Origin of the sequence: Winogradskyella litorisediminis (genome assembly GCF_042675765.1) — a bacterium.
Lineage (GTDB): Bacteria > Bacteroidota > Bacteroidia > Flavobacteriales > Flavobacteriaceae > Winogradskyella > Winogradskyella litorisediminis.
This window is the reverse complement of sequence record NZ_JBHTJL010000009.1, coordinates 1167781-1187616: the sequence shown is the minus strand read 5'-3', so window position 1 is coordinate 1187616 and position 19836 is coordinate 1167781. Positions and strand designations below refer to the sequence as shown.

The window sequence follows — 19836 nt, the reverse complement described above, 5'->3', positions numbered from 1 at the left end:
TGTTTGTGCTATGAAACATACAGATGAGATAACTATTCAAGTGGTCTTTAGTAGTGCGACAGACAAAATTCTATTAGTAACAATGGTAAAAGGACAATTTTTAAAGAAAAAAACTTTTACAAGGAAAGAGAAACTAGTTATGATAAAAGGTTCAGCAAAAGTTACTTTAGATTCACAACAGCATAATCTTATTCTAGGAAATACATTGTCCATTGCTCCAGATTCACAGTATAATATTCAATCCATTACAACTTGCCAAATTCTAATCTCACAATAAATTTATTAATGAAAAATCATATAAGCATTTTACCTATTGCCTTCTTCTTGTTATTACTAGTTAGTTGTAATGATTCTAAGAAGGCCAATTATTCCATTCAAACTGATGTTGATGTAAAAACTTCAACCTATACAGCAAGTAATCATCCTGGAAAAAAGCTAATGGAAAGTAAGTGTTACGTCTGTCATAATCCATCCACCGATCACGATAGTAGAATTGCACCACCTATGGTTGCGATTAAATCACACTATCTAAGTGACGATACATCTAAAGAAGAGTTTACCAATGCCGTATGGAGCTTTGTAAAACAACCTTCGAAGGACAAAACAAAGATGAGAGGTGCTGTTAAACGTTTTGGAGTAATGCCTTACCAACCATTTTCAGAGGAAGACATTAAGCTAATTTCAGATTATATGTATGATTTTGAAATTGATGAGCCAGAGTGGTTTAAGGAGCATATTGAAGAAGAGAGTAATGGTAAAATGAAGTATAGAAATAGTGGTAAGAAAGATGATAGTTCTGCTTCCGCGAAATCGAGTTTGCGAGATTCACAACCAGAGGGAGAGCAAAGCGTTAAAGCGAACACACCAGCAGATCGAGGTCAAGAATATGCTTTGAATACTAAAAAAGAACTAGGTAAAAACCTAATGGGCACTATTCAAAAAAAAGGAACTCTTGAGGCAGTTACATTTTGTAATAAACAAGCCTATCCTATTACAGATAGTATGGCGGTAGCACAAAATGCAACTATAAGACGTGTGTCTGATAAACCACGTAACCCAGAAAATCAAGCAAACGCTAAAGAGCTGGGTATTATTGAGCGATTTAAAAAAGCAATAGCAAGCAATGAGAAATACCAACCTGTAACGGAGATTGAAAATGGTACGGTAAAATTTTATGCCCCAATAACTACAAACTCAATGTGTTTACAATGTCACGGTAGTCCTGAAAAAGATATTGAGCCTAAAGTGCTTACAGCGCTCACAAATCTTTATCCTGAAGATAAAGCAATAGGTTATGATGTTAATGAAGTGCGTGGTATCTGGAGTATCACTTATAAGCAATAAAATGAAACAATTAATTATTGCTTTGTTAATAGCAATACCTCTTTTAAATGTCACTGCGCAAGACAGAGAAACTCATTACAGTAGCTGGAATACTATTGATATTAATAAAAAACTGAATGATAAGTGGTCTGTAAATACCGAGTTTAACTTTAGACGCACTAATTTTTTAAGAGATTGGGAGCAGTTTATTATTAGGCCATTTGTGCACTATACATTTGAGAATGATTTAGATATAGCAATGGGTTATAGCTATATAAAAAACTATAATTACTCAGATTATAGCTCGCCCATAGATGCCATAGAGCATAACATTTTTCAACAGCTTACTATAAAGCACAAATTTTCTACGTTTTCTTTTGATCATAGATTACGATTTGAAGAGCGCTTTCAACAAAATGTTATTGAAACTGAAACTAATTCCTATACCATAGATGGGATAAAGTATAGAAATCGTTTTAGATATAAATTTCAGATAACCGTACCCTTAAAAACATTTACATCTAATCGGGCTTTAAGATTAGTGGTGTATGACGAAGCGCACTTAGACTTTGGCAATGGTCTTAGACCAGAGAAACTAGATCAGAATTGGATGTTTTTAGGTTTTAGTTTTCGCGCAAGCGAGCATATAAAAATTCGTACTGGCTATCACGACATCTATGCAAAAAGAGGTGATCTATTTATTAATAATCAAGTGTGGGAAACTACATTAACTTACAAAATATAAAATGAGTAAAATTAAAATTACATTAATTCTAATCTTCGCTACGGCGTTTCAAATAAACGCACAAGAGCATAAGGGTCATATTGAAAAACACGATGATGGTCGCGGATTTAGAATAGCAGGAATTATAGGTCACACACTTATTAATACAGAAGGTGTTGATAATGTATTTGTGCCTTCTTGGGGTGTAGATGTTGAGTATTGGTTTAACCACAAATGGGGACTTGGATTACATAATGATGTTGAAATTGAAACGTTTATCATACGAAATTCTGATAATGAAGAAATTGAAAGGGTAAATCCTCTCGTTCTTACAATAGATGCATTGTATCAATTTGGTGGTGGTTTTGTAGTCACTGTAGGACCTGGTGTAGAATTAGAAAAAGAAGAATCCTTTTACCTTATGCGGTTAGGAATTGAGTACGAAAAAGATATAACTGATTCCTTTTATCTACTTCCTACTTTGTTTTTAGACCAGCGATTTGATGGTTATAACAGTTGGAATATTGGTTTAGGAGTTGGTTTAAAATTGTAATATGATGAGTAAAAAATTTTCAGAAATAATTAAGCAAGACAAGCCAGTACTGGTAGATTTTATTGCAGAATGGTGCGGACCTTGTAAAATGATGTCCCCAGTGTTAAAAGAAGTAAAAGAGTGTCTTGGAGATAGAATAACCATTTTAAAGATAGACGTAGATAAAAACCAAGCTTTAGCCTCAGAGTATAATGTGCGAAGCGTACCTACTTTAATACTATTTCAAGATGGGCTAATTAAATGGAAGGAATTTGGTTTAATAGAAAAGAACGAACTTATTGAAAAAATAATAAGACACCAGAACTAAGTTACGATTGAAAAAGATTCTAAAAATAGCAGTAAAACTTTACGATAAGGTAAAATCTATATGGATCTCGTCTTGGGCAGAGCGTTGGGTAAGTAATATCCTTGTTACGAGTTTTATTATAGGAATCTGTTACTACGGCGCCATTAAAGCAGGATGGTTAGCACCTTTTAATGATTTTTTTACGCACCCATTTTTTGCTATAGAGATTTCATTTACATTGCTTTTAATATTTGAGTTGTTTAGCTTAATATTTTCACTACCGCGCTCTGTTGCAAGATCAAATAGCAAGCAATATGAGGTGTTATCTTTAATTTTTTTAAGATCGGGATTCAAAGAGTTTAGTCATATTGAAAACTTATCTGACTGGTCATTTAACTCAGAATCTGTAATGAATATGTTTGCCTATGGAGCAGGTGGGCTAATCATTTTTGGCTTAACAAGTCTTACCTATTCTTTACAAAAACACGCAAAAATAACGAGTAATAAAACAGAATTATTATCATTTATAGCTGTTAAGAAACTTCTGGCATTAGCACTTTTAGTAGGCTTTTTTATTATTGGAATTAATGATACTATACACCTTATACAAACAGGAACCTATAACCAATCGTTTGAGTCATTTTACACCATACTTATCTTTTGCGACATATTAATTGTTCTTATAGCATTACGTTATTCTACTGCATATAATGTTATATTCAGATATTCTTCATTCGTCCTTGCTACCATATTTATTCGTATTTCATTTAGTTTAGACACAATGGAAAGTATTGCTGTAGGAATAGGTGGTGCTGTCTTTGTTCTACTATTAACACTCACTTATAACTACTTTCTAAAAACTGAAAATAGTAATGCTTATGAAAAATAAACCTAAAATTATATTAGACTCAAGATATTGGGAAAGCCGATATCAGGATAACAGCACTGGTTGGGACTTAGGAAAAGCCTCCAGACCACTAGAATACTACATTGAGCAATTAAGTGATAAAGACCTGAAGATTTTAATTCCAGGTGGTGGTAATTCTTATGAGGCAGAATACTTAATCAAGCGAGGATTTAAAAATACTTTTGTAGTTGATTTGTCTAAGACCGCTTTGATGAATTTAAAGAACCGAGTACCGGACTTCCCTTCATCTCAATTACTCCAAAAGGATTTTTTTGACATAAATATGAAGTTTGACTTGATACTAGAACAAACTTTCTTTTGTGCTATTAATCCTAGTCTACGCAACAATTATGCAGAAAAGATATCAGAATTACTGACTGATAATGGAAAGCTAGTAGGACTCCTTTTTAATGTACCCTTGTATCAAGAGCATCCTCCATTTGGCGGTAATAAAAATGAATATGAAAAATACTTTGAACCTTATTTCAACATTGAAATAATGGAGCTCTGTTATAATTCTGAATCTGAAAGAAAAGGAAAAGAGCTATTTATGAAACTTCAAAAAAAAATAAAACGATGAAAACACTTGGTCTTATAGGTGGCACCTCTTGGCACTCTACTATTGAATATTATAAATTGATTAATGAACTCACTGGAAAGGAAATTGGGACGCAAGGAAATCCACCACTAATTATACATAGCATCAATATAGAGTTGATGCGCGAGCAAAACAAAGAAAAAATTAATGCTAAGTATTTAGATGTTGCTCAAAAATTAGAACAAGCTGGTGCCGAAGCTATTATCATATGTGCAAATACACCTCATATGACCTATAAGTACGTACAACCTAAAATCAATATTCCCATATTACATATTGCAGATGCTACAGGAAAGCAAGCAAGAAAGCTAGGTTTAAACAAACTTGGACTTTTAGGCAATAAACCTACAATGACAGGTAATTTTATACCTGAAGTTTTAGAATCTAATTATGAAATAGAAACTATTATACCAGAAGTACATTGTTTAGGTCAAGCTCATCAATATGTATCTAAAGAACTCACTCAAGGTCTTTTTACAGATAAAGCAAAACAATTTTTTCTTACTCAAATAAATTTATTAGTAAAAAGCGGTGCAGAAGGAATAATTCTAGGTTGTACAGAACTACCATTATTAATAAAGCAGGATGAAGTAACTATTCCATTATTAGCCACTACAGACTTACACGCTCAAATGGCTGTAGATTTTATTCTTTCTAAAATTAATTAGTGCTTTAATTTAAAATTGAGATATTGCGGTATAATAAAAATGAACTTGATAGAAAACGCTTTAAATACATACTTTCCGAAGCTTGCAGAAATGCCAGAATTAAAAAAAGAATTACTTTCAATAAGTAATCTAGTTGAAATTAAGGCTGGTACTGTTATCTTAAAGCAAGGCGAATATATTAAAGTAATCCCTTTGCTAATCTCTGGATTAGCCAAAGTCTTTAAGGAAGAACCTGTTAATGGTAGCGAAGTCCTATTATACTATATTAAACCTGGAGAGAGCTGCGTAATGTCTGTAACCACTCTTATAAGACAGCAAACAAGTCACGTAAAAGCAGTAATTGAAGAAGATTCTACAATAGTTGTCATACCTGCCGATAAAGCATTACAAATTGCAAAGAAGTATCCCAGGTGGAACGAGTTTATCTATGACTTGTTCAATCTCAAATTTGATGAATTGCTTAATGTTATTGAAATTCTGACCTTTTCAAATAAAGATATACGACTGCTTGAATATTTAAAGAAGGAAGCCAAACTAAAAAACACGAATACACTACAAACTACTCATCAACATATTGCTGATGATCTAGGATCTTCTAGGGAAGTAATCTCTAGGTTACTTAAAAAACTAGAAATAGAAGGATATATTAAATTAGCTCAAGGTAGTGTTACACTTCTCTCTAATTAATTTTGTCCTTTTTTAAATCCGTACGTGTTTTGATGTATAAAATCCTTAGGAAATTTATCATCTCCAGGGAAGCCTAATTCTATCGTTCCGCTGTCTTCAGGAACATAATTCGTTTTAAAAATGTAGTCCCATAAGCTCAGGCTTATACCAAAGTTTACTCCGTATTTACCTTCTGGTAAATCATATGCGTGATGGTATAAGTGCATTACAGGATTGTTAATAATGTATTTAAGTGGTCCCCAAGTAATCTTGATATTTGAATGATTAAAGTGACCTATCGTAATTGCTATAAAATGAACAATGTAAGCTTGTTCTGGCTCAAAGCCAAAGAGTATCAATACACCAAAAGTCTTTAATGGTTTATACAAGATGTTTTCCATCCAATGGTATCTTAAATGAGCAGCAAATCCCATTTCCTTAACACTATGATGTACCTTGTGGTATTTCCATAAAAAGGGATATTTATGTAAAAGTGTATGTGTAAACCATTGTACAAAATCGAGGATAATAAAAAACACTACTAGTTGTAACCACATTGGCCAGCTAGAAGGATCTATAAGTGCTAAACTTTTATCTGTAATGCCTAAGTCAGCAAAGCCAACTTGTAGTAATTTGTAAAAACCACTTATGGCAATGGAAAAGATGAAGAAATTAAAGAACATATAAAAACCATCCATCCAAAAATCTTTTCTAAAAATAGATTGTTCCTTTCTCCAAGGAAAAACCATTTCCAAAACCCATACAAAAAGTGAGATAACAATCAATCCCCAAAAGTAATTTGTATACCAAGGCACTTCAAAAATTATTGATTTCCAAGTCCAATCTACAGTTCCGTTGAAAGCATTGATAAATGCGTCCAGATATTTGTACATTTTTTTAGCTTAATAAGTTTATTGACAAAGTTAAATGTTAATACACCTTAAATCTGTAACATTAGTTACAACTTACGCATTACTAGTGTTGTCATAGCCCTTTTATCTTCAACATTAGTAGTTTTTACAAGTTCAATTAATTCTATATTGTAATTCTCTCTAATGTTTTCAATATGCACTCTTGTTATAAAAAAAGTTCCTGCTCTATTCGTTTGGCTCTCTTTTAAATAAGGCACATTACCATCAAGACCAATGTCTGAACCCATCCTGATTAATAAAGTTCCTTGAGGCTTTAATACTCTCAGCAGTTCTGAAAACATCATAAAAAAATGTTTTTCGCTTTCCGCGAAATGTAATACGGCACTACATATAATATGGTCAAATTCATTTTCGTCGTAAGGTAAAGCATCCAGATTTCCTACTTGAAAGTTGTTGGCAGATTTTGGGTACATCAACTTAGCATTTTCAAGACGCTCTATGTCTGTATCAACACCAGAAATCTTATAGTTATTTACATAGAACCATCTTAAATTTCTTCCTTCTCCACAACCAGCGTCAAGAATGGAATCATTAGGTGCATATCTGTTTTTTAAGATTTGGTCTATTAAGTATATATCTACTTTTCCCAGTATTGCTTCAGTTTGAGAATAATTCATTTCTTTTATTAATAGCCTTGTAACATCCGTCACAAGAATTAGTTTTTTAATATCCTACTTTTGAAGCAACTTTAAAAGAAAATAATGAAAAAAGGACTAAAGCTTCTGTTTGTTTGCATTCTGTGCGCAGGATTTTTTACAGGCCTTTACTTTCTTATCAAATAATTAACTTTAAATACTTAATAAGATGAAAAAAAATATGGGCGGTGCAGACCGCATTATTAGATTTATTGTAGCAGCGGTAATTGGTTTATTATATTGGCAGGGTGTTATTGAAGGTACACTTGCATATGTATTATTTGCTGTTGCTGGTGTTTTTGTGCTTACAAGCCTTATTAGCTTTTGTCCTCTCTATTCTATAGTGGGACTTAATACCTGTAAAATTAAAAAGTAATAGCAGTGACATTGCTAGTAAAAGGATAGTTAATACATAGCTATCCTTTTTTTTGCTCTTATGTAACTCAGGTTACATTAATCACAGTTTTATTCCTTTATTTTTATTGAATTAATAAATCTACTAAGAAAATGGCAACACATTATCAAGTTTTAATTATAGGAGGTGGAACTGCTGGAATAATGACAGCTGGTCAACTTCTAAATCAAAAGAAGTCTAATAGCATAGCTATAATAGAACCAGCAGACACGCATTATTATCAGCCAGCTTGGACACTAGTGGGTGCAGGTACTTATGATTATGATAAGACTGGTAGACCTATGTCGTCTATAATTCCTAAAGGTGCAAAATGGATAAAGGACAAAGCAAAAGGCTTTGATGCAGATAATAATACCGTACATACTGAAAAAAGTGGAGATATCACTTACGACTATCTTGTAGTTGCACCTGGTCTTGCTTATGATTTTAGTTTAGTTTCTGGACTAGGAGAAGCTATGGACAAAGGAGTAGTTTGTAGTAATTACACAGATCCAAAGCATACCTGGGACGTTATAAAAAACTTTAAGGGCGGTACAGCTCTTTTTACACAACCCGCAACACCTATTAAATGTGGTGGTGCTCCACAAAAAATAATGTACTTAGCCGAGAGTCACTGGGCTAAGAGCAACACAAAATCAAAAACCGATGTGATTTTTGCCACAGCAGGAACTGTGATTTTTGGAACTAAAGAGATTGCTAAGACATTAATGGAAGTGGTGGATCGAAAAGATATCAATTTACGGTTTAATCATAAATTAGTAGAAGTTGACGGCGATAATAAAATTGCTTGGTACGAACTTACCAAAGACATTGAAGCAGGCGGTTGTGTAGTTATGTCTGGAGATGACGACAATAAGCATCTTGATGAGAAATTTCAATACAATTATAAGGATGTTAAAGTGACTGTAAAAGATGGTCGATATGGGATACATTACGATATGTTACATACTGCCCCTCCATCGGTTGCTCCTAAATTTGTAAAAGAATCTAATCTTGTAAATGATGCTGGATGGCTAGATGTAGATCACCATACAATGCAACATAATAAATACTCAAACATATTTGGCCTAGGAGATGTTGCTGCCTTACCTACTGCAAAGACAGGAGCTGCTATACGAAAGCAAGTGCCTATCGTCGTAGATAACTTAGCATTATTAATAAGCCAAAATAAGATCGGCTCAATGTCCTACAACGGTTACTCTTCTTGCCCACTTGTGACTGATTATGGTAAAATGGTGCTAGCTGAATTTGATTATGAAGGAAAATTTACACCAGACCCAAAATTGAAACAACTTTTAATAAAAGATAGCTCTAAAGAACATTGGAGATTATGGATGCTTAAAAAATATATGCTTCCCTATTTATATTGGAATAAGATGATGAAGGGACAAAACGTCTAAAATCTTATCAAGTTAAAGTTTAAAGGCGAATCTTTGATATAAGATTCGCCTTTTTCTGTATAATTTGCACATTGATATTATGAAAAAGACAAGCAAGGATTATATGTATGTAGGTATTCAGTTTATACTATTTGCTGTTTATATAATTCCTGTAACCATAATAACTTTTACTAGTGGAACCGTCTTTAATATAATTGGTATTATATTACTCGCATTAGGAGCTTTAATGGGTTTAGTGAGTATAATTCAACTCAATAAGAATTTATCGCCATTTCCTACTCCCATTTCAGGAGGCAAGCTTATTGAGACAGGACTTTATAAATATATAAGACATCCTATTTACACTGGTATTCTAAGTACATTATTAGGCTATGGATTATATTCAGGATCAGTATACAAGATTCTTATCACAATGACTTTACTCGTTTTGTTTTTCCATAAATCTAAATATGAAGAAAAAAAACTTTCTTTAGTTTTTTCTGAGTATCCAGAGTATATGAAAAAAACAGGTAGGTTTTTCCCTAAAGCCCTTTAAACGTTATTATCAAGCTCTTTTTTAGGGCAATTTCAATATGTTAAAAAAAGTTAATTATAGTCGTGTGTAACACAGGTTACAGTAAACGTTTTAATCATAGCGTATATTTATAGTGTAGAACAATAACAATAATTAAAAGCTATACTATGAATAACGAAAATTTATTACAGGAACAGATTATTTCAATGCCAAGAATAGGAGACACAGCTCCAGATTTTGAAGCGGTAACAACAAAAGGAAACATCAAAATGTCTGATTTTGCTAAAGACAAATGGATAGTAATGTTTTCTCACCCAGCAGATTTCACTCCAGTTTGTACTACTGAAATGAGTGGATTCGCCCAACGAAAAGGAGAGTTTGATGCCCTTAATACAGAGCTTTTAGGACTAAGTATAGATAGTATTCACGCGCATTTAGGTTGGGTACAAAACGTAAGAGAAAACACAGGTGTTTATTTTGACTTTCCTATCATAGCAGACATCGATATGAAAGTATCAAAGCTATATGGAATGCTGCAACCTAACGAAAGTGAAACAGCTGCAGTAAGAGCGGTATTCTTTATCGATCCATCTAAAAAAATACGTTTAATTATGTATTACCCACTTAATGTAGGACGTAATATGGATGAAATCTTAAGAGCACTAGATGCTTTACAAGTATCTGACGAACACAAGGTAGCGATGCCACTAGATTGGAAACGTGGAGATAAAGCAATTTGCCCACCGCCAAAATCACTGGATGCTTTAAACGAAAGGCTGGCAGATGATTCTGTAGAAAAAATCACTTGGTATCTGGCAAAAAAAGATATCTAAAATAGAACTAAGGGCTTTACGTAGTATTACTAAAGCCCTTTTTTAACCTTAAAACTCAATACAATGAAAATTAAACAATTTGAATATAAGCCATTAGCACATTACTCATACGCAATAGTCAGTAATGGAGAGATGGCTATAATAGACCCAGAGCGTGATCCTAAGGAATATTACGCTTTCGCGAAAGCGAATAACGCCAAAATAGTGGCAGTCATAGAAACACATCCTCACGCTGACTTTGTAAGTTCACACCTTCAAATTCATAAAGAAACTGGTGCAACCATTTATAATAGTGAAAAACTAGGTGCAGACTACCCTCACAAAACGTTTGATGATGGAGACAGCATTAAATTAGGAGACAGCGTTTTAAAAGCTCTTAATACACCAGGTCATTCACCAGATAGTATTACAATTGTGGCTACTGAAGGAAATGATACAGCACTCTTTACTGGAGACACTTTATTTATTGGAGATGTAGGTCGTCCAGATTTACGTGAAAAAGCAGGGAATATGCAGGCAAAACGTGAAGAACTTGCTGGAATGATGTATGACACCGTAACTACCAAGTTTACTGATTTACCAAACGATGCTATAGTGTATCCAGCACACGGAGCTGGCTCTTTATGTGGTAAGAATTTGAGCGATGCTGCCAGTAGTACTTTAGGTGATGAACGTAGAGATAATTGGGCATTTCAAAAGCAATCTAAAGAAGAATTTATGAATACCATACTTGATGGTCAACCCTTCATTCCTTCTTATTTTGGATTTGACGTAGACATAAATAAAGCTGGAGCAGAAAGTCTAGAACCTGCTATAGATAGAGTTCCATTTAAAAAAGAAGCAACTGCTACTGGATTAATCGTAGATATGCGAGATGAAGCTACATTTAAAAAAGGACATTTAGCTGGAAGCATAAACATACAAGCAGTTTCAGAGAATGCAAAGTTTGAAACTTGGCTAGGCGCAATTGTACAGCCAGAAGAGTCATTTACGCTAGTTATAGACAGTGAAAACTCAAAAGATTATATGCTTAACAGAGTTGCAAAAATTGGTTATGAGAAACAACTTAAAGAGGTTATTACACTTAAAAATGAAAATCTCGTAACAACAAAGGAATTAGATTTGAAAGATTTTAAATCTAATCCTGAGAACTATACCATTATCGACATTAGAAACACTGGTGAGGTTGAAGAAGAAACATTTTTTGAAACTGCAAAGTCCCATCCATTAAATCAATTAAGAGATACAGCAGATGAAATTCCTACAGACAAACCTATTGTCGTGCATTGCGCAGGTGGTTATAGAAGTGCAGCAGGAAGTAGCATTTTAGACAGGCAGCTCAAAGATGTAACTGTGTATGATTTGAGCGAGGCTATTAATGATTTTAAATAATAAATTATGATAAACATAAACAACATTGGGTTAGATGATAAGGCATCACAAACCACCGCAGTACAATTGAATGATTTACTTTCAAATTATCAACTATTCTATATGAATCTAAGAGGATTTCACTGGAATATTAAAGGAAAAAAATTCTTTGAATTACATCTTAAATTTGAAGAACTCTATAACGATGCTTTAATTAAAATAGATGAAATCGCAGAGCGTGTACTTACATTAAGCGCAACACCATTACATTCTTTTAAAAAATACCTAGAGACTTCTGATATCAAGCCCGCAGAGAATGTAACAGATGGTGAGGTTGCTATAGACAGTATCCTAGAAGCTTTAAAAACGTTATTAGGTAAGGAAAGAGCCATTTTATCAATTGCTGCAGAAGCTAATGATGAAGGTACAGTAGCCTTGATGAGTGATTACATCGTACAGCAAGAGAAACTGGTATGGATGCTATCTGCATATCGTGACTAAGTCACCTATACTTATAAAAATTGAAAAGCCCTTTTGATATTCTCAAAAGGGCTTTTCAATTTAGAAAATGGCTTTAAAATGCATACTGAACAAATGCTGAAAAATTTCTTCCAGGGTCATTAATAGGCACTCTTGTAAAGTCTGCTTGATTGACAAAAGAGAAATTCAAGTGATTGTTATAGGTCTCATCAAATACGTTAAGAACCGCAAGACCAATGTTTAACTTTTTCACTGGTTTAAAACCGAAACGGAGGTCCAATGTTTCATAACCAGCTGTTTCTTGTTCTCTAAAACTTAAAGCAATTTCATCCTGCATTGATGTAATGGTATAATCTAAACTTGCCCAAAACTTTTCCTTTTCAAAACCCAGCCCTAAACGCGTTGTAAGAGGTGGCGTTAATGGTAAAGATTCATCAAGGTCTTCGTTTCTAGCATATACATAAGAAAATGCAGTAGAAAAATTAAAGTGATTTGCAAAATCTACAACAGCCTCTGCTTCAAAACCAGTTTTATAAGCCTTATCAAGATTGATAAAACGTTTTACCTCTTGTGGTTGTGCATTGGGCATAAACTTTCTATCTAATGTTGGGTCAACTACAGCAACAATGTAATTTTCATACAGGGCATAATACCCAGAAATACTATAACGCAAAGCGTCTATTCCTTTTTCAAAACGCTTACGTCCTTTAATACCTATCTCAAACTGGTTATTAACCTCTGCATCAAGATTAGGATTACCCACATACTCAAAAGGGTCTTGACCTACAGAAAAATGATTGATATAACGCTCTATCATATTTGCAGAACGCACTCCACGACCATAAGCAACCTCTAAAGTTGTATTGTTTGAAAGCTTATGTTTTATAGAAACCGTTGCAGATACATTGTGCTCTTCTCGCTGGCCAAGATTGTCATATAACTCTCGAAAATCTGTCTCTGGATCTTGAATGTCTGAAACGACCAAATCGTATCGTACACCTGCAGTAAGCATCGTTTTATCAGTAATTGCATATTTGTTTTCTGCAAAAATCCCAAAATCGTTCACGTAAGAATCTTGCCATATTTTATCTTGAAACACCATAGGTTCTGGCAAAACATCACCCATCATATTGCGTTTTACAACTCGCGTTCTTCCGCCATCTCTTGCAATAAGCATTGCATCTAGACCTCCATAGAGAATCCACTTTTCGGTAGGCTTCATCTTAAATTCTATTTTCCCTCCAGCTGTAGATGCATCTATGGTAGATAAAGCTTCTGTTGTCATAAATGATGGTCTTCTTTTATTAGACATTATATGGTCAACATAAGAGTAATAAACTTTTGTATTTACTTCTTTGATAATACCATTTAAGTCTGAAATTTTATAGTCTAATGATAAGATAGAACTATTATCTTCTTCTGTATCCATAGGCAATCCAGCGTGGAACACATCACGTCCATAAGACTGTCGCCAGTGCGCCTGCACTCTTTGATTATCTGTTATATTATATCCTAAACGAAGTCCATAGTCTAAACTTCTAAAAGCAGATGGTATTTCAATACCATTGCCATCTTCGTAATTTCCAAAATCACGATAACCTGCATTTGCGGTGATGTCATATTTATCTGTTACTTGATGAAGTTTTAGGGAAGAGACTAATGAGTTTCCGTTAGATTCAAAACCAGAATTTATACTACCGTGTAAACCGTTCTCCATAGATTGTGGTTTTTGAGTAACGAGATTAATCACACCACCAAAAGTCGCTCCATATCTCACCGTATAAGGACCTTTTATAACTTCAATTCGTTCAATATCTTCAGGTACAACGTGTGTTGTAACCGGATCCATCCTGTTAGGACAAGCGTGCATCGCTTTTGTACCACCATCAAATTGAATATTTAACTGTTCGTATTGCGAAGCCCTAAACGATGGGTCTATGGCATAATTTCCTCGTTTTATGAGTGAGAATCCATTAAAGTCGCTAAATAAATCTGCTACATTTTTAGGTTGAACAACCTTCTTAACAAGATTCGTTTTTACAGTGGTGAGTACTGGGTCTGCATTAACCTTACCAGTAACAATAACTGTATTTAATTGTATTAATTTACTATTTGTTGAGTCTTGTTTTTGTTCTGTTGATTCCTGTGCAAATAAGGCAACAGGAGCTAGTGCGCATAGAAGCGCAATTGTTTTAATTTTCATTTTATATTTTTCAAATTACTCCATAGTGTTATTGAGAAAGCAGTTAATCACTGGTTCTCAAAAGTCGTTAAGCAAGGGGTTTTATACCTGTGGAGGATGAAAAATGGAATATGAAAAAGACTGCGTAGGGTTTACTATATAGTAAGAAGTTTCTCTCTTTGAAGAGTCTTCAAAGCTTTGCTCATTCACCGTTATTTCTGTACTACAAAAAACCAACTGCTCCCATTCTAAAACAGGAGTTTTCTGTTCATCTTGCTTTGAGCTATTTGTAGATACTTTACTTAAATAACATTTACCATTACATTGTAACTGAGGTTTATCTTTATTCTCACATAACTGCTCAATAAAGCTCTCAATATCTAAAGTGTACCAACTATAAACAAGGGATACCTTGAGGCTATTACTCAATAATAAAATAGATAATATGGCCACGCTAAAAAGCTTCACAGTGCAAAAATAGAAGTTGCTCTCAATTAAGATTCTGATAAATATTACTTTGTAATATTGAAAATACTATACGCTTTCGCGAAAGCGATATACCATAATACTTACTTAAAAAATTTAATTTATACTACAAAAGTATAGCGCTCCTGCCTTCCTGAAAGCTACCTAAGTTACATATAGAAAAAAAAGAAAAAAATATCACTCTATGTAACCTGAGTTACCCAAACAGGTGTGTTGTCTTTTTAAATTTGTTGAGAAAATACATCACGACTATGGATACAGAAATTCTTGCTAGAATCCAGTTTGCTTTCACTATTGCTTTTCATTACATCTATCCGCCATTAAGTATTGGTATAGGTCTAGTTATGGTCTTTTTTGAAGGTATGTACTTAAAAACTGGGAATAAACATTATGAGATATTAACTCGATTTTGGTTAAAATTATTTGCCATAACCTTCGGTATCGGTGTGGCTACTGGTATAATAATGGAGTTTGAATTTGGCACGAACTGGTCTGTATACTCTAGGTACGTGGGTGATATCTTTGGAAGTGCCTTAGCTGCTGAGGGTTTATTTGCATTTGGTTTAGAAAGTGCCTTTTTAGGTGTACTCCTTTTTGGGTGGAACAGAGTATCTCCTAAAGTTCACTTTATTTCTACAATAGGCGTGTTTCTAGGCTCTATGTTCTCGGCCGTTTGGATTGTTGTGGCTAATAGTTGGCAACAAACACCAGCGGGATATCACATAGTTGGTGAAGGCTTTGATGCTAGAGCCGAAGTGACAGATTTCTGGGCAATGGTCTTTAATCCTTCAAGTGTAGATAGAATCATACACGTATGGCAAGGTGCTTTTTTAGCTGGTGTGTTTTTAGTATTAAGTGTACACGCATATTACCTTATTAAAGGTCGATATGTAGAGATTTCAAAGAAGGCATTCAAAATAGCATTAGCAATAGCCACTATTGTTTCATTAACACAATTAATTTCTGGACATAGCTCTGCAGATGGTGTTGCTGTTAATCAGCCTGCAAAACTAGCTGCAATGGAAGGACACTATGAAGCATCTGCTCCTGCAGATTTGTATTTATTCGGTTGGGTAGATAATGAAACACAGGAGGTGACTGGCGTAAAATTACCAGGTGGTCTATCCTTTTTAGTACATCAAGATTTTGACGAACCCATTACTGGTTTAAATGCCTTTCCTGAAGATGAAAGACCAGGACAAGTTAATGCTGTATTTCAATTTTATCATATTATGATTTCTATTGGTATGTTCCTCATAGGACTTACGCTTTATGCTAGTTTTTTATGGTGGCGCGGGACACTATTTGATAAAAAATGGTTATTAAAAATCTTTGCATTTTCAGTTCTTCTACCACAAATAGCTAATCAAGTAGGTTGGTTTGCTGCTGAGATGGGAAGACAACCCTGGATAGTCTATGGCCATTTAAAAACCAGCGAAGGTTTCTCTCAAGAGGTATCGTCTAATCAAATTCTATTCTCTTTAATATTATTTTTAGTTGTGTATTCGATATTGTTTCTTCTCTTTATTTATTCTATGAATAAAAAGATAAAACACGGTCCTTACGATGAAGCTGAAAATCCAGATGAATTTTTAAAATACGTTTAAGCGTTTAACTATGGAATATTTTTTAGGTATAGATTATCCAACACTTTGGTTTTTAGTAGTCGGTTTATTATTCTCTGGCTACGCTATTTTAGAAGGTTTTGATTATGGCGCTGGAGCCTGGCACTTATTTTTCAGAAAAGATTTGAGTAGACGTATTTCTATAAACGCTATTGGTCCCTTATGGGATGCAAATCAGGTATTTCTGGTAATAGGTGGTGGTGCACTATTTGCTGGTTTTCCTGTGATGTATGCTACAATGTTATCGTCTATGTACGTGCCTTTTATGTTGTTTTTAGTACTATTAGTATTGCGCTCTTCAGCAATAAAATTTAGAAGTGCAGAAAAAATGCTGTGGTGGCGAAAAACGTGGGATATTATTTATTCAGTTTCAAATATATTAATCTCTTTCTTACTAGGAGTGGTATTAGGTAATGTAATAGAAGGGTTTGAAATAGGAGAAAACTTAAGCTTTCAGGGTGATGTATTTCTACATTTTTTGTCGCCATACGCGGTAATGGTTGGTATAACAACTGTAGCTTTATTTATGACACAGGGCGCTATATTTTTGTTGCTTAAAACCGAAGGTCGCCTGCACGCAAGACTAACTTTTTTGCTTAAAAGAGGAATGATTTTTTTCATTGTAAGTTTTTCTGTAATGTCTTTATATACCTTGATATTTGTTGAAGGTGTGACAGAAAATTTTAAAGCGCAACCTATATCGTTTGTACTACCAGTTTTAGCACTTTTAGCTATTGCAAATGTGCCTAGACTTGTTTCAAAAAAGAAGTATATGAATGCTTTGGTTTTTTCTTCATTAACGATGGCATTTCTTTTAATGCTAGTTGCGTTTCAATTGTATCCTGTGTTACTACCATCAAATATAGACCCTAAATACAGTGTAACTATTTACAATGCAGCATCATCTCAAAAATCATTAGGCATAATGTTGACAATTGTTTGTATTGGCTCACCTCTTTTGGCTGGATATTTCTTGTTTTTATATAGAACGTTTAATGGAAAAGTTGAGTTAGATGATACTAGTTATTAGTATCATACTATTTCTTACTTAGCTTTCGCGAAAGCGGAATGAAGAAAGCACTCTTTATACACAAGAGTGCTTTTTAGTTATGTAACCTAGGTAGCTGTAGTACTAAAATTTATTGCAGAGATTAGCAGTAAATAAATACAAGTAATTATGAAAAGATTTGTAAAAATAACAACGACTACAGTAATCGTAATACTGACTGGTTTAGTTTCTTTGACTTCTTGCAGTAATGATGATGACACAGATCAAATTGCAAATAGTATAGTACTTACTCCAGCAGATAAAGATGCTTTACTGTTTATGCTGGAAGAAGAAAAATTAGCGCGTGACACCTATGAGTATTTAGATAATTTATGGTCAATAAACCAATTTGGTAATATTAGAAATAGTGAACAATCTCATATGAATTCAGTTGCAAATTTATTAACTCAAAGTAATGTTCCTTTTGAGATTTTACCATATGGCGAGTTTGCTAATACAGAAATACAAACTCTATATGATCAATTTGTAATTGATGGGTCAACAAGTATGAATAATGCGCTTACAATAGGCGCTACTATTGAAGATTTGGACATTCGTGATTTACAAGATTATATAAACGCTACCTCAAATGCTAATCTCATATCGCTTTTTGAAAACTTACAATGTGGGTCACGTAACCATTTAAGAAGCTTCTTCAATGCAATTGAAAATTCTGGAGGGAATTATGTTCCACAGTACATATCACAAGAACAGTTTGAGACTATCGTAACCTCTGGAAACGAGCAATGTAACTAATTATGACCTTAATTAAACAGACTTTAAATCAAAATAAATGAAACTAAATATCATTTTTACTTTTCTAATAGCCTTTACACTATCAAGCTGTAATTCATCAGCACAAGAGCAGTTTACAATTCAAATAGAGCCATTTTCTATTAATGAAGCGCCTGGGATTCAATCCTACTCATTAGGTAAGACTAGCGATGGTAAGTGGTTAATATTAGGTGGTCGCATAGATGGGCTTCATAAACGTAGACCCTTTGAAGCTTTTCTAAAGAAAGAAAATAACACTTCAGTATTTGTAATAGACCCAGAAATAAATAAAACTTGGGAAACAGATTTAAGCGTTCTACCAGCTTCTATTTTTGAACAATTACAGTCTACAAATCAAGAGTTTCAACAAAGAGATAACACGCTCTATGTAATAGGTGGCTATGGTTATAGCGATACTAAAGGCAATCATACAACATATTCAAATTTAACAGCAATAGATATAGATGGGCTTTCTAAAGCTATAATAGAAGGTTCTAATATCTCTAGTTACTTTAGGCAGATATCAGACGCTAACTTGGCAGTAACAGGAGGACAACTAGGTTTATTAAACGATACTTTTTATTTGTGTGGTGGACAATATTTTGAAGGGAGATATAACCCAATGGGTCCAGATCACGGTCCAGGGTTTACGCAAGAGTATACAAATGAAATAAGAAAGTTTAAAATAGAAGATGACGGTATTAATTTATCAATCAGTAACTACTCGGCAGAAAAAGACCCTCAAAACCTTCATAGAAGAGATTATAATATGGTACCGCAGATCTTTCCAGATTTAACAAAAGGCTTTACAATGTTTAGTGGTGTTTTTCAATATGACGCCAACATTCCTTGGCTAAACTCTGTAGATGTAAATGACAATGGTTTTAAAGTTAATAACGATTTTAATCAATATTTAAGTCAATATCATAATGCAAAAGTCCCTGTATACAATTCAGAAAAAAATGAAATGATGACAATATTCTTTGGAGGGTTGAGTCAATACCAATACGATAATAAAGGGGATTTAATTAAAGATGACCAAGTGCCTTTTGTCAAAACAATTAGTATGGTTACACGCCATCAAGATGGATCTATGACCGAAAAAGATCTTGGTATAAAAATGCCAGCCTTTTTGGGTTCAGGAGCAGAATTTATTCCAGTATCAAATGAAGCAATCTATCTAGAAAATGAAATTGTCAACTTGAATAGTTTAAAACAAGGAAAAACTTTAATTGGCTACATATACGGAGGAATTGAAAGTTCTGAGGGAAATATTTTCTTTAGAAATAACGGAACCCAGAGTACGGCAAGCAATCAAGCCTTTAAAGTTTATTTAACTAAGTAAAATAGTTCTATGTAACATAGGTTACTGACCACCACTATTTATTGGCATTTCTTTGTCAAAAAGAAAATTAA

At 33.7% G+C, this 19836-nt stretch carries 22 protein-coding genes; 19 read left to right on the top strand and 3 right to left on the bottom strand.

From position 1 onward, the window contains the following. The first annotated feature begins 10 nt into the window (after positions 1-10). From ACFQ1Q_RS07640 to ACFQ1Q_RS07600, 9 genes are all read left to right on the top strand, one after another. On the top strand, positions 11-277 hold the full coding sequence (locus ACFQ1Q_RS07640) for a hypothetical protein (protein ID WP_386129585.1): 267 nt from the start codon (positions 11-13) through the stop codon (positions 275-277). A gap of 227 nt (positions 278-504) precedes the next feature. Further along, positions 505-1344 (top strand): Tll0287-like domain-containing protein, encoded by an 840-nt coding sequence (locus tag ACFQ1Q_RS07635; RefSeq protein ID WP_386129583.1) that lies wholly within the window; start codon positions 505-507, stop codon positions 1342-1344. 1 nt (position 1345) lies between these two features. Next, complete coding sequence (locus ACFQ1Q_RS07630) at positions 1346-2068, top strand: DUF2490 domain-containing protein (protein WP_386129581.1); 723 nt, start codon at positions 1346-1348, stop codon at positions 2066-2068. Position 2069: 1 nt separating this feature from the next. Continuing rightward, positions 2070-2600: a hypothetical protein gene (locus ACFQ1Q_RS07625; protein WP_386129579.1), complete on the top strand. Its 531-nt coding sequence runs from the start codon at positions 2070-2072 to the stop codon at positions 2598-2600. 4 nt (positions 2601-2604) lie between these two features. Next, positions 2605-2907, top strand: a complete 303-nt coding sequence (gene trxA, locus ACFQ1Q_RS07620) for a thioredoxin (protein WP_386130198.1) — start codon at positions 2605-2607, stop codon at positions 2905-2907. A gap of 7 nt (positions 2908-2914) precedes the next feature. Further along, positions 2915-3775 carry a hypothetical protein gene (locus ACFQ1Q_RS07615; RefSeq protein WP_386129578.1) on the top strand — a complete coding sequence of 287 codons (861 nt, stop codon included), beginning with the start codon at positions 2915-2917 and terminating at the stop codon, positions 3773-3775. Then, positions 3765-4373 carry an SAM-dependent methyltransferase gene (locus ACFQ1Q_RS07610; protein WP_386129576.1) on the top strand — a complete coding sequence of 203 codons (609 nt, stop codon included), beginning with the start codon at positions 3765-3767 and terminating at the stop codon, positions 4371-4373. Before ACFQ1Q_RS07615 ends, ACFQ1Q_RS07610 begins: the two co-directional genes overlap by 11 nt. Next, positions 4370-5059, top strand: a complete 690-nt coding sequence (locus tag ACFQ1Q_RS07605; RefSeq protein ID WP_386129574.1) for an aspartate/glutamate racemase family protein — start codon at positions 4370-4372, stop codon at positions 5057-5059. Before ACFQ1Q_RS07610 ends, ACFQ1Q_RS07605 begins: the two co-directional genes overlap by 4 nt. A gap of 39 nt (positions 5060-5098) precedes the next feature. After that, a complete protein-coding gene (locus ACFQ1Q_RS07600) occupies positions 5099-5746 on the top strand; it encodes a Crp/Fnr family transcriptional regulator (protein WP_386129572.1) in 648 nt (215 codons plus the stop codon). On the opposite strand, the gene ACFQ1Q_RS07595 is transcribed toward ACFQ1Q_RS07600, so the two are convergent. Together ACFQ1Q_RS07595 and ACFQ1Q_RS07590 are read right to left on the bottom strand one after the other, a co-directional pair. Beyond that, positions 5743-6618 (bottom strand): sterol desaturase family protein, encoded by an 876-nt coding sequence (locus ACFQ1Q_RS07595; RefSeq protein WP_386129570.1) that lies wholly within the window; start codon positions 6616-6618, stop codon positions 5743-5745. The genes ACFQ1Q_RS07600 and ACFQ1Q_RS07595 overlap by 4 nt on opposite strands. Before the next feature lie 65 nt (positions 6619-6683). Beyond that, the gene (locus ACFQ1Q_RS07590) at positions 6684-7274 is read right to left on the bottom strand and encodes a class I SAM-dependent methyltransferase (protein WP_386129568.1); all 591 of its coding nucleotides are present in this window, start codon (positions 7272-7274) and stop codon (positions 6684-6686) included. A gap of 187 nt (positions 7275-7461) precedes the next feature. Between ACFQ1Q_RS07590 and ACFQ1Q_RS07585 the strand changes: the two genes are divergently transcribed. From ACFQ1Q_RS07585 to ACFQ1Q_RS07560, 6 genes are all read left to right on the top strand, one after another. Then, positions 7462-7668, top strand: coding sequence for a YgaP family membrane protein (locus tag ACFQ1Q_RS07585; protein WP_386129566.1), 207 nt, complete (start codon positions 7462-7464; stop codon positions 7666-7668). A gap of 131 nt (positions 7669-7799) precedes the next feature. Continuing rightward, positions 7800-9107, top strand: coding sequence for an NAD(P)/FAD-dependent oxidoreductase (locus ACFQ1Q_RS07580; RefSeq protein WP_386129564.1), 1308 nt, complete (start codon positions 7800-7802; stop codon positions 9105-9107). Between the two features lie 79 nt (positions 9108-9186). Continuing rightward, entirely contained in the window at positions 9187-9642 is a 456-nt protein-coding gene (locus ACFQ1Q_RS07575) for a methyltransferase family protein (protein WP_386129562.1), read from the top strand. Positions 9643-9788: 146 nt separating this feature from the next. Further along, complete coding sequence (locus ACFQ1Q_RS07570; RefSeq protein WP_386129560.1) at positions 9789-10454, top strand: peroxiredoxin; 666 nt, start codon at positions 9789-9791, stop codon at positions 10452-10454. A 63-nt stretch (positions 10455-10517) separates the two neighbouring features. Beyond that, complete coding sequence (locus ACFQ1Q_RS07565) at positions 10518-11846, top strand: MBL fold metallo-hydrolase (RefSeq protein ID WP_386129558.1); 1329 nt, start codon at positions 10518-10520, stop codon at positions 11844-11846. A gap of 6 nt (positions 11847-11852) precedes the next feature. Continuing rightward, positions 11853-12326 (top strand): Dps family protein, encoded by a 474-nt coding sequence (locus ACFQ1Q_RS07560; RefSeq protein WP_386129556.1) that lies wholly within the window; start codon positions 11853-11855, stop codon positions 12324-12326. A 73-nt stretch (positions 12327-12399) separates the two neighbouring features. On the opposite strand, the gene ACFQ1Q_RS07555 is transcribed toward ACFQ1Q_RS07560, so the two are convergent. Then, positions 12400-14508, bottom strand: coding sequence for a TonB-dependent receptor plug domain-containing protein (locus ACFQ1Q_RS07555; protein WP_386129554.1), 2109 nt, complete (start codon positions 14506-14508; stop codon positions 12400-12402). A gap of 716 nt (positions 14509-15224) precedes the next feature. On the opposite strand from ACFQ1Q_RS07555, the gene ACFQ1Q_RS07550 reads away from it, so the two are divergent. The 4 genes from ACFQ1Q_RS07550 to ACFQ1Q_RS07535 all read left to right on the top strand — a co-directional run bounded on the left by ACFQ1Q_RS07550 (position 15225) and on the right by ACFQ1Q_RS07535 (position 19765). Next, complete coding sequence (locus ACFQ1Q_RS07550) at positions 15225-16580, top strand: cytochrome ubiquinol oxidase subunit I (protein ID WP_386129553.1); 1356 nt, start codon at positions 15225-15227, stop codon at positions 16578-16580. A gap of 10 nt (positions 16581-16590) precedes the next feature. Then, positions 16591-17628 (top strand): cytochrome d ubiquinol oxidase subunit II, encoded by a 1038-nt coding sequence (cydB, locus tag ACFQ1Q_RS07545; protein WP_386129551.1) that lies wholly within the window; start codon positions 16591-16593, stop codon positions 17626-17628. Between the two features lie 210 nt (positions 17629-17838). Beyond that, positions 17839-18402 carry a DUF2202 domain-containing protein gene (locus ACFQ1Q_RS07540; protein WP_386129549.1) on the top strand — a complete coding sequence of 188 codons (564 nt, stop codon included), beginning with the start codon at positions 17839-17841 and terminating at the stop codon, positions 18400-18402. 37 nt (positions 18403-18439) lie between these two features. Next, entirely contained in the window at positions 18440-19765 is a 1326-nt protein-coding gene (locus tag ACFQ1Q_RS07535) for a hypothetical protein (RefSeq protein ID WP_386129547.1), read from the top strand. Positions 19766-19836: the final 71 nt, after the last annotated feature.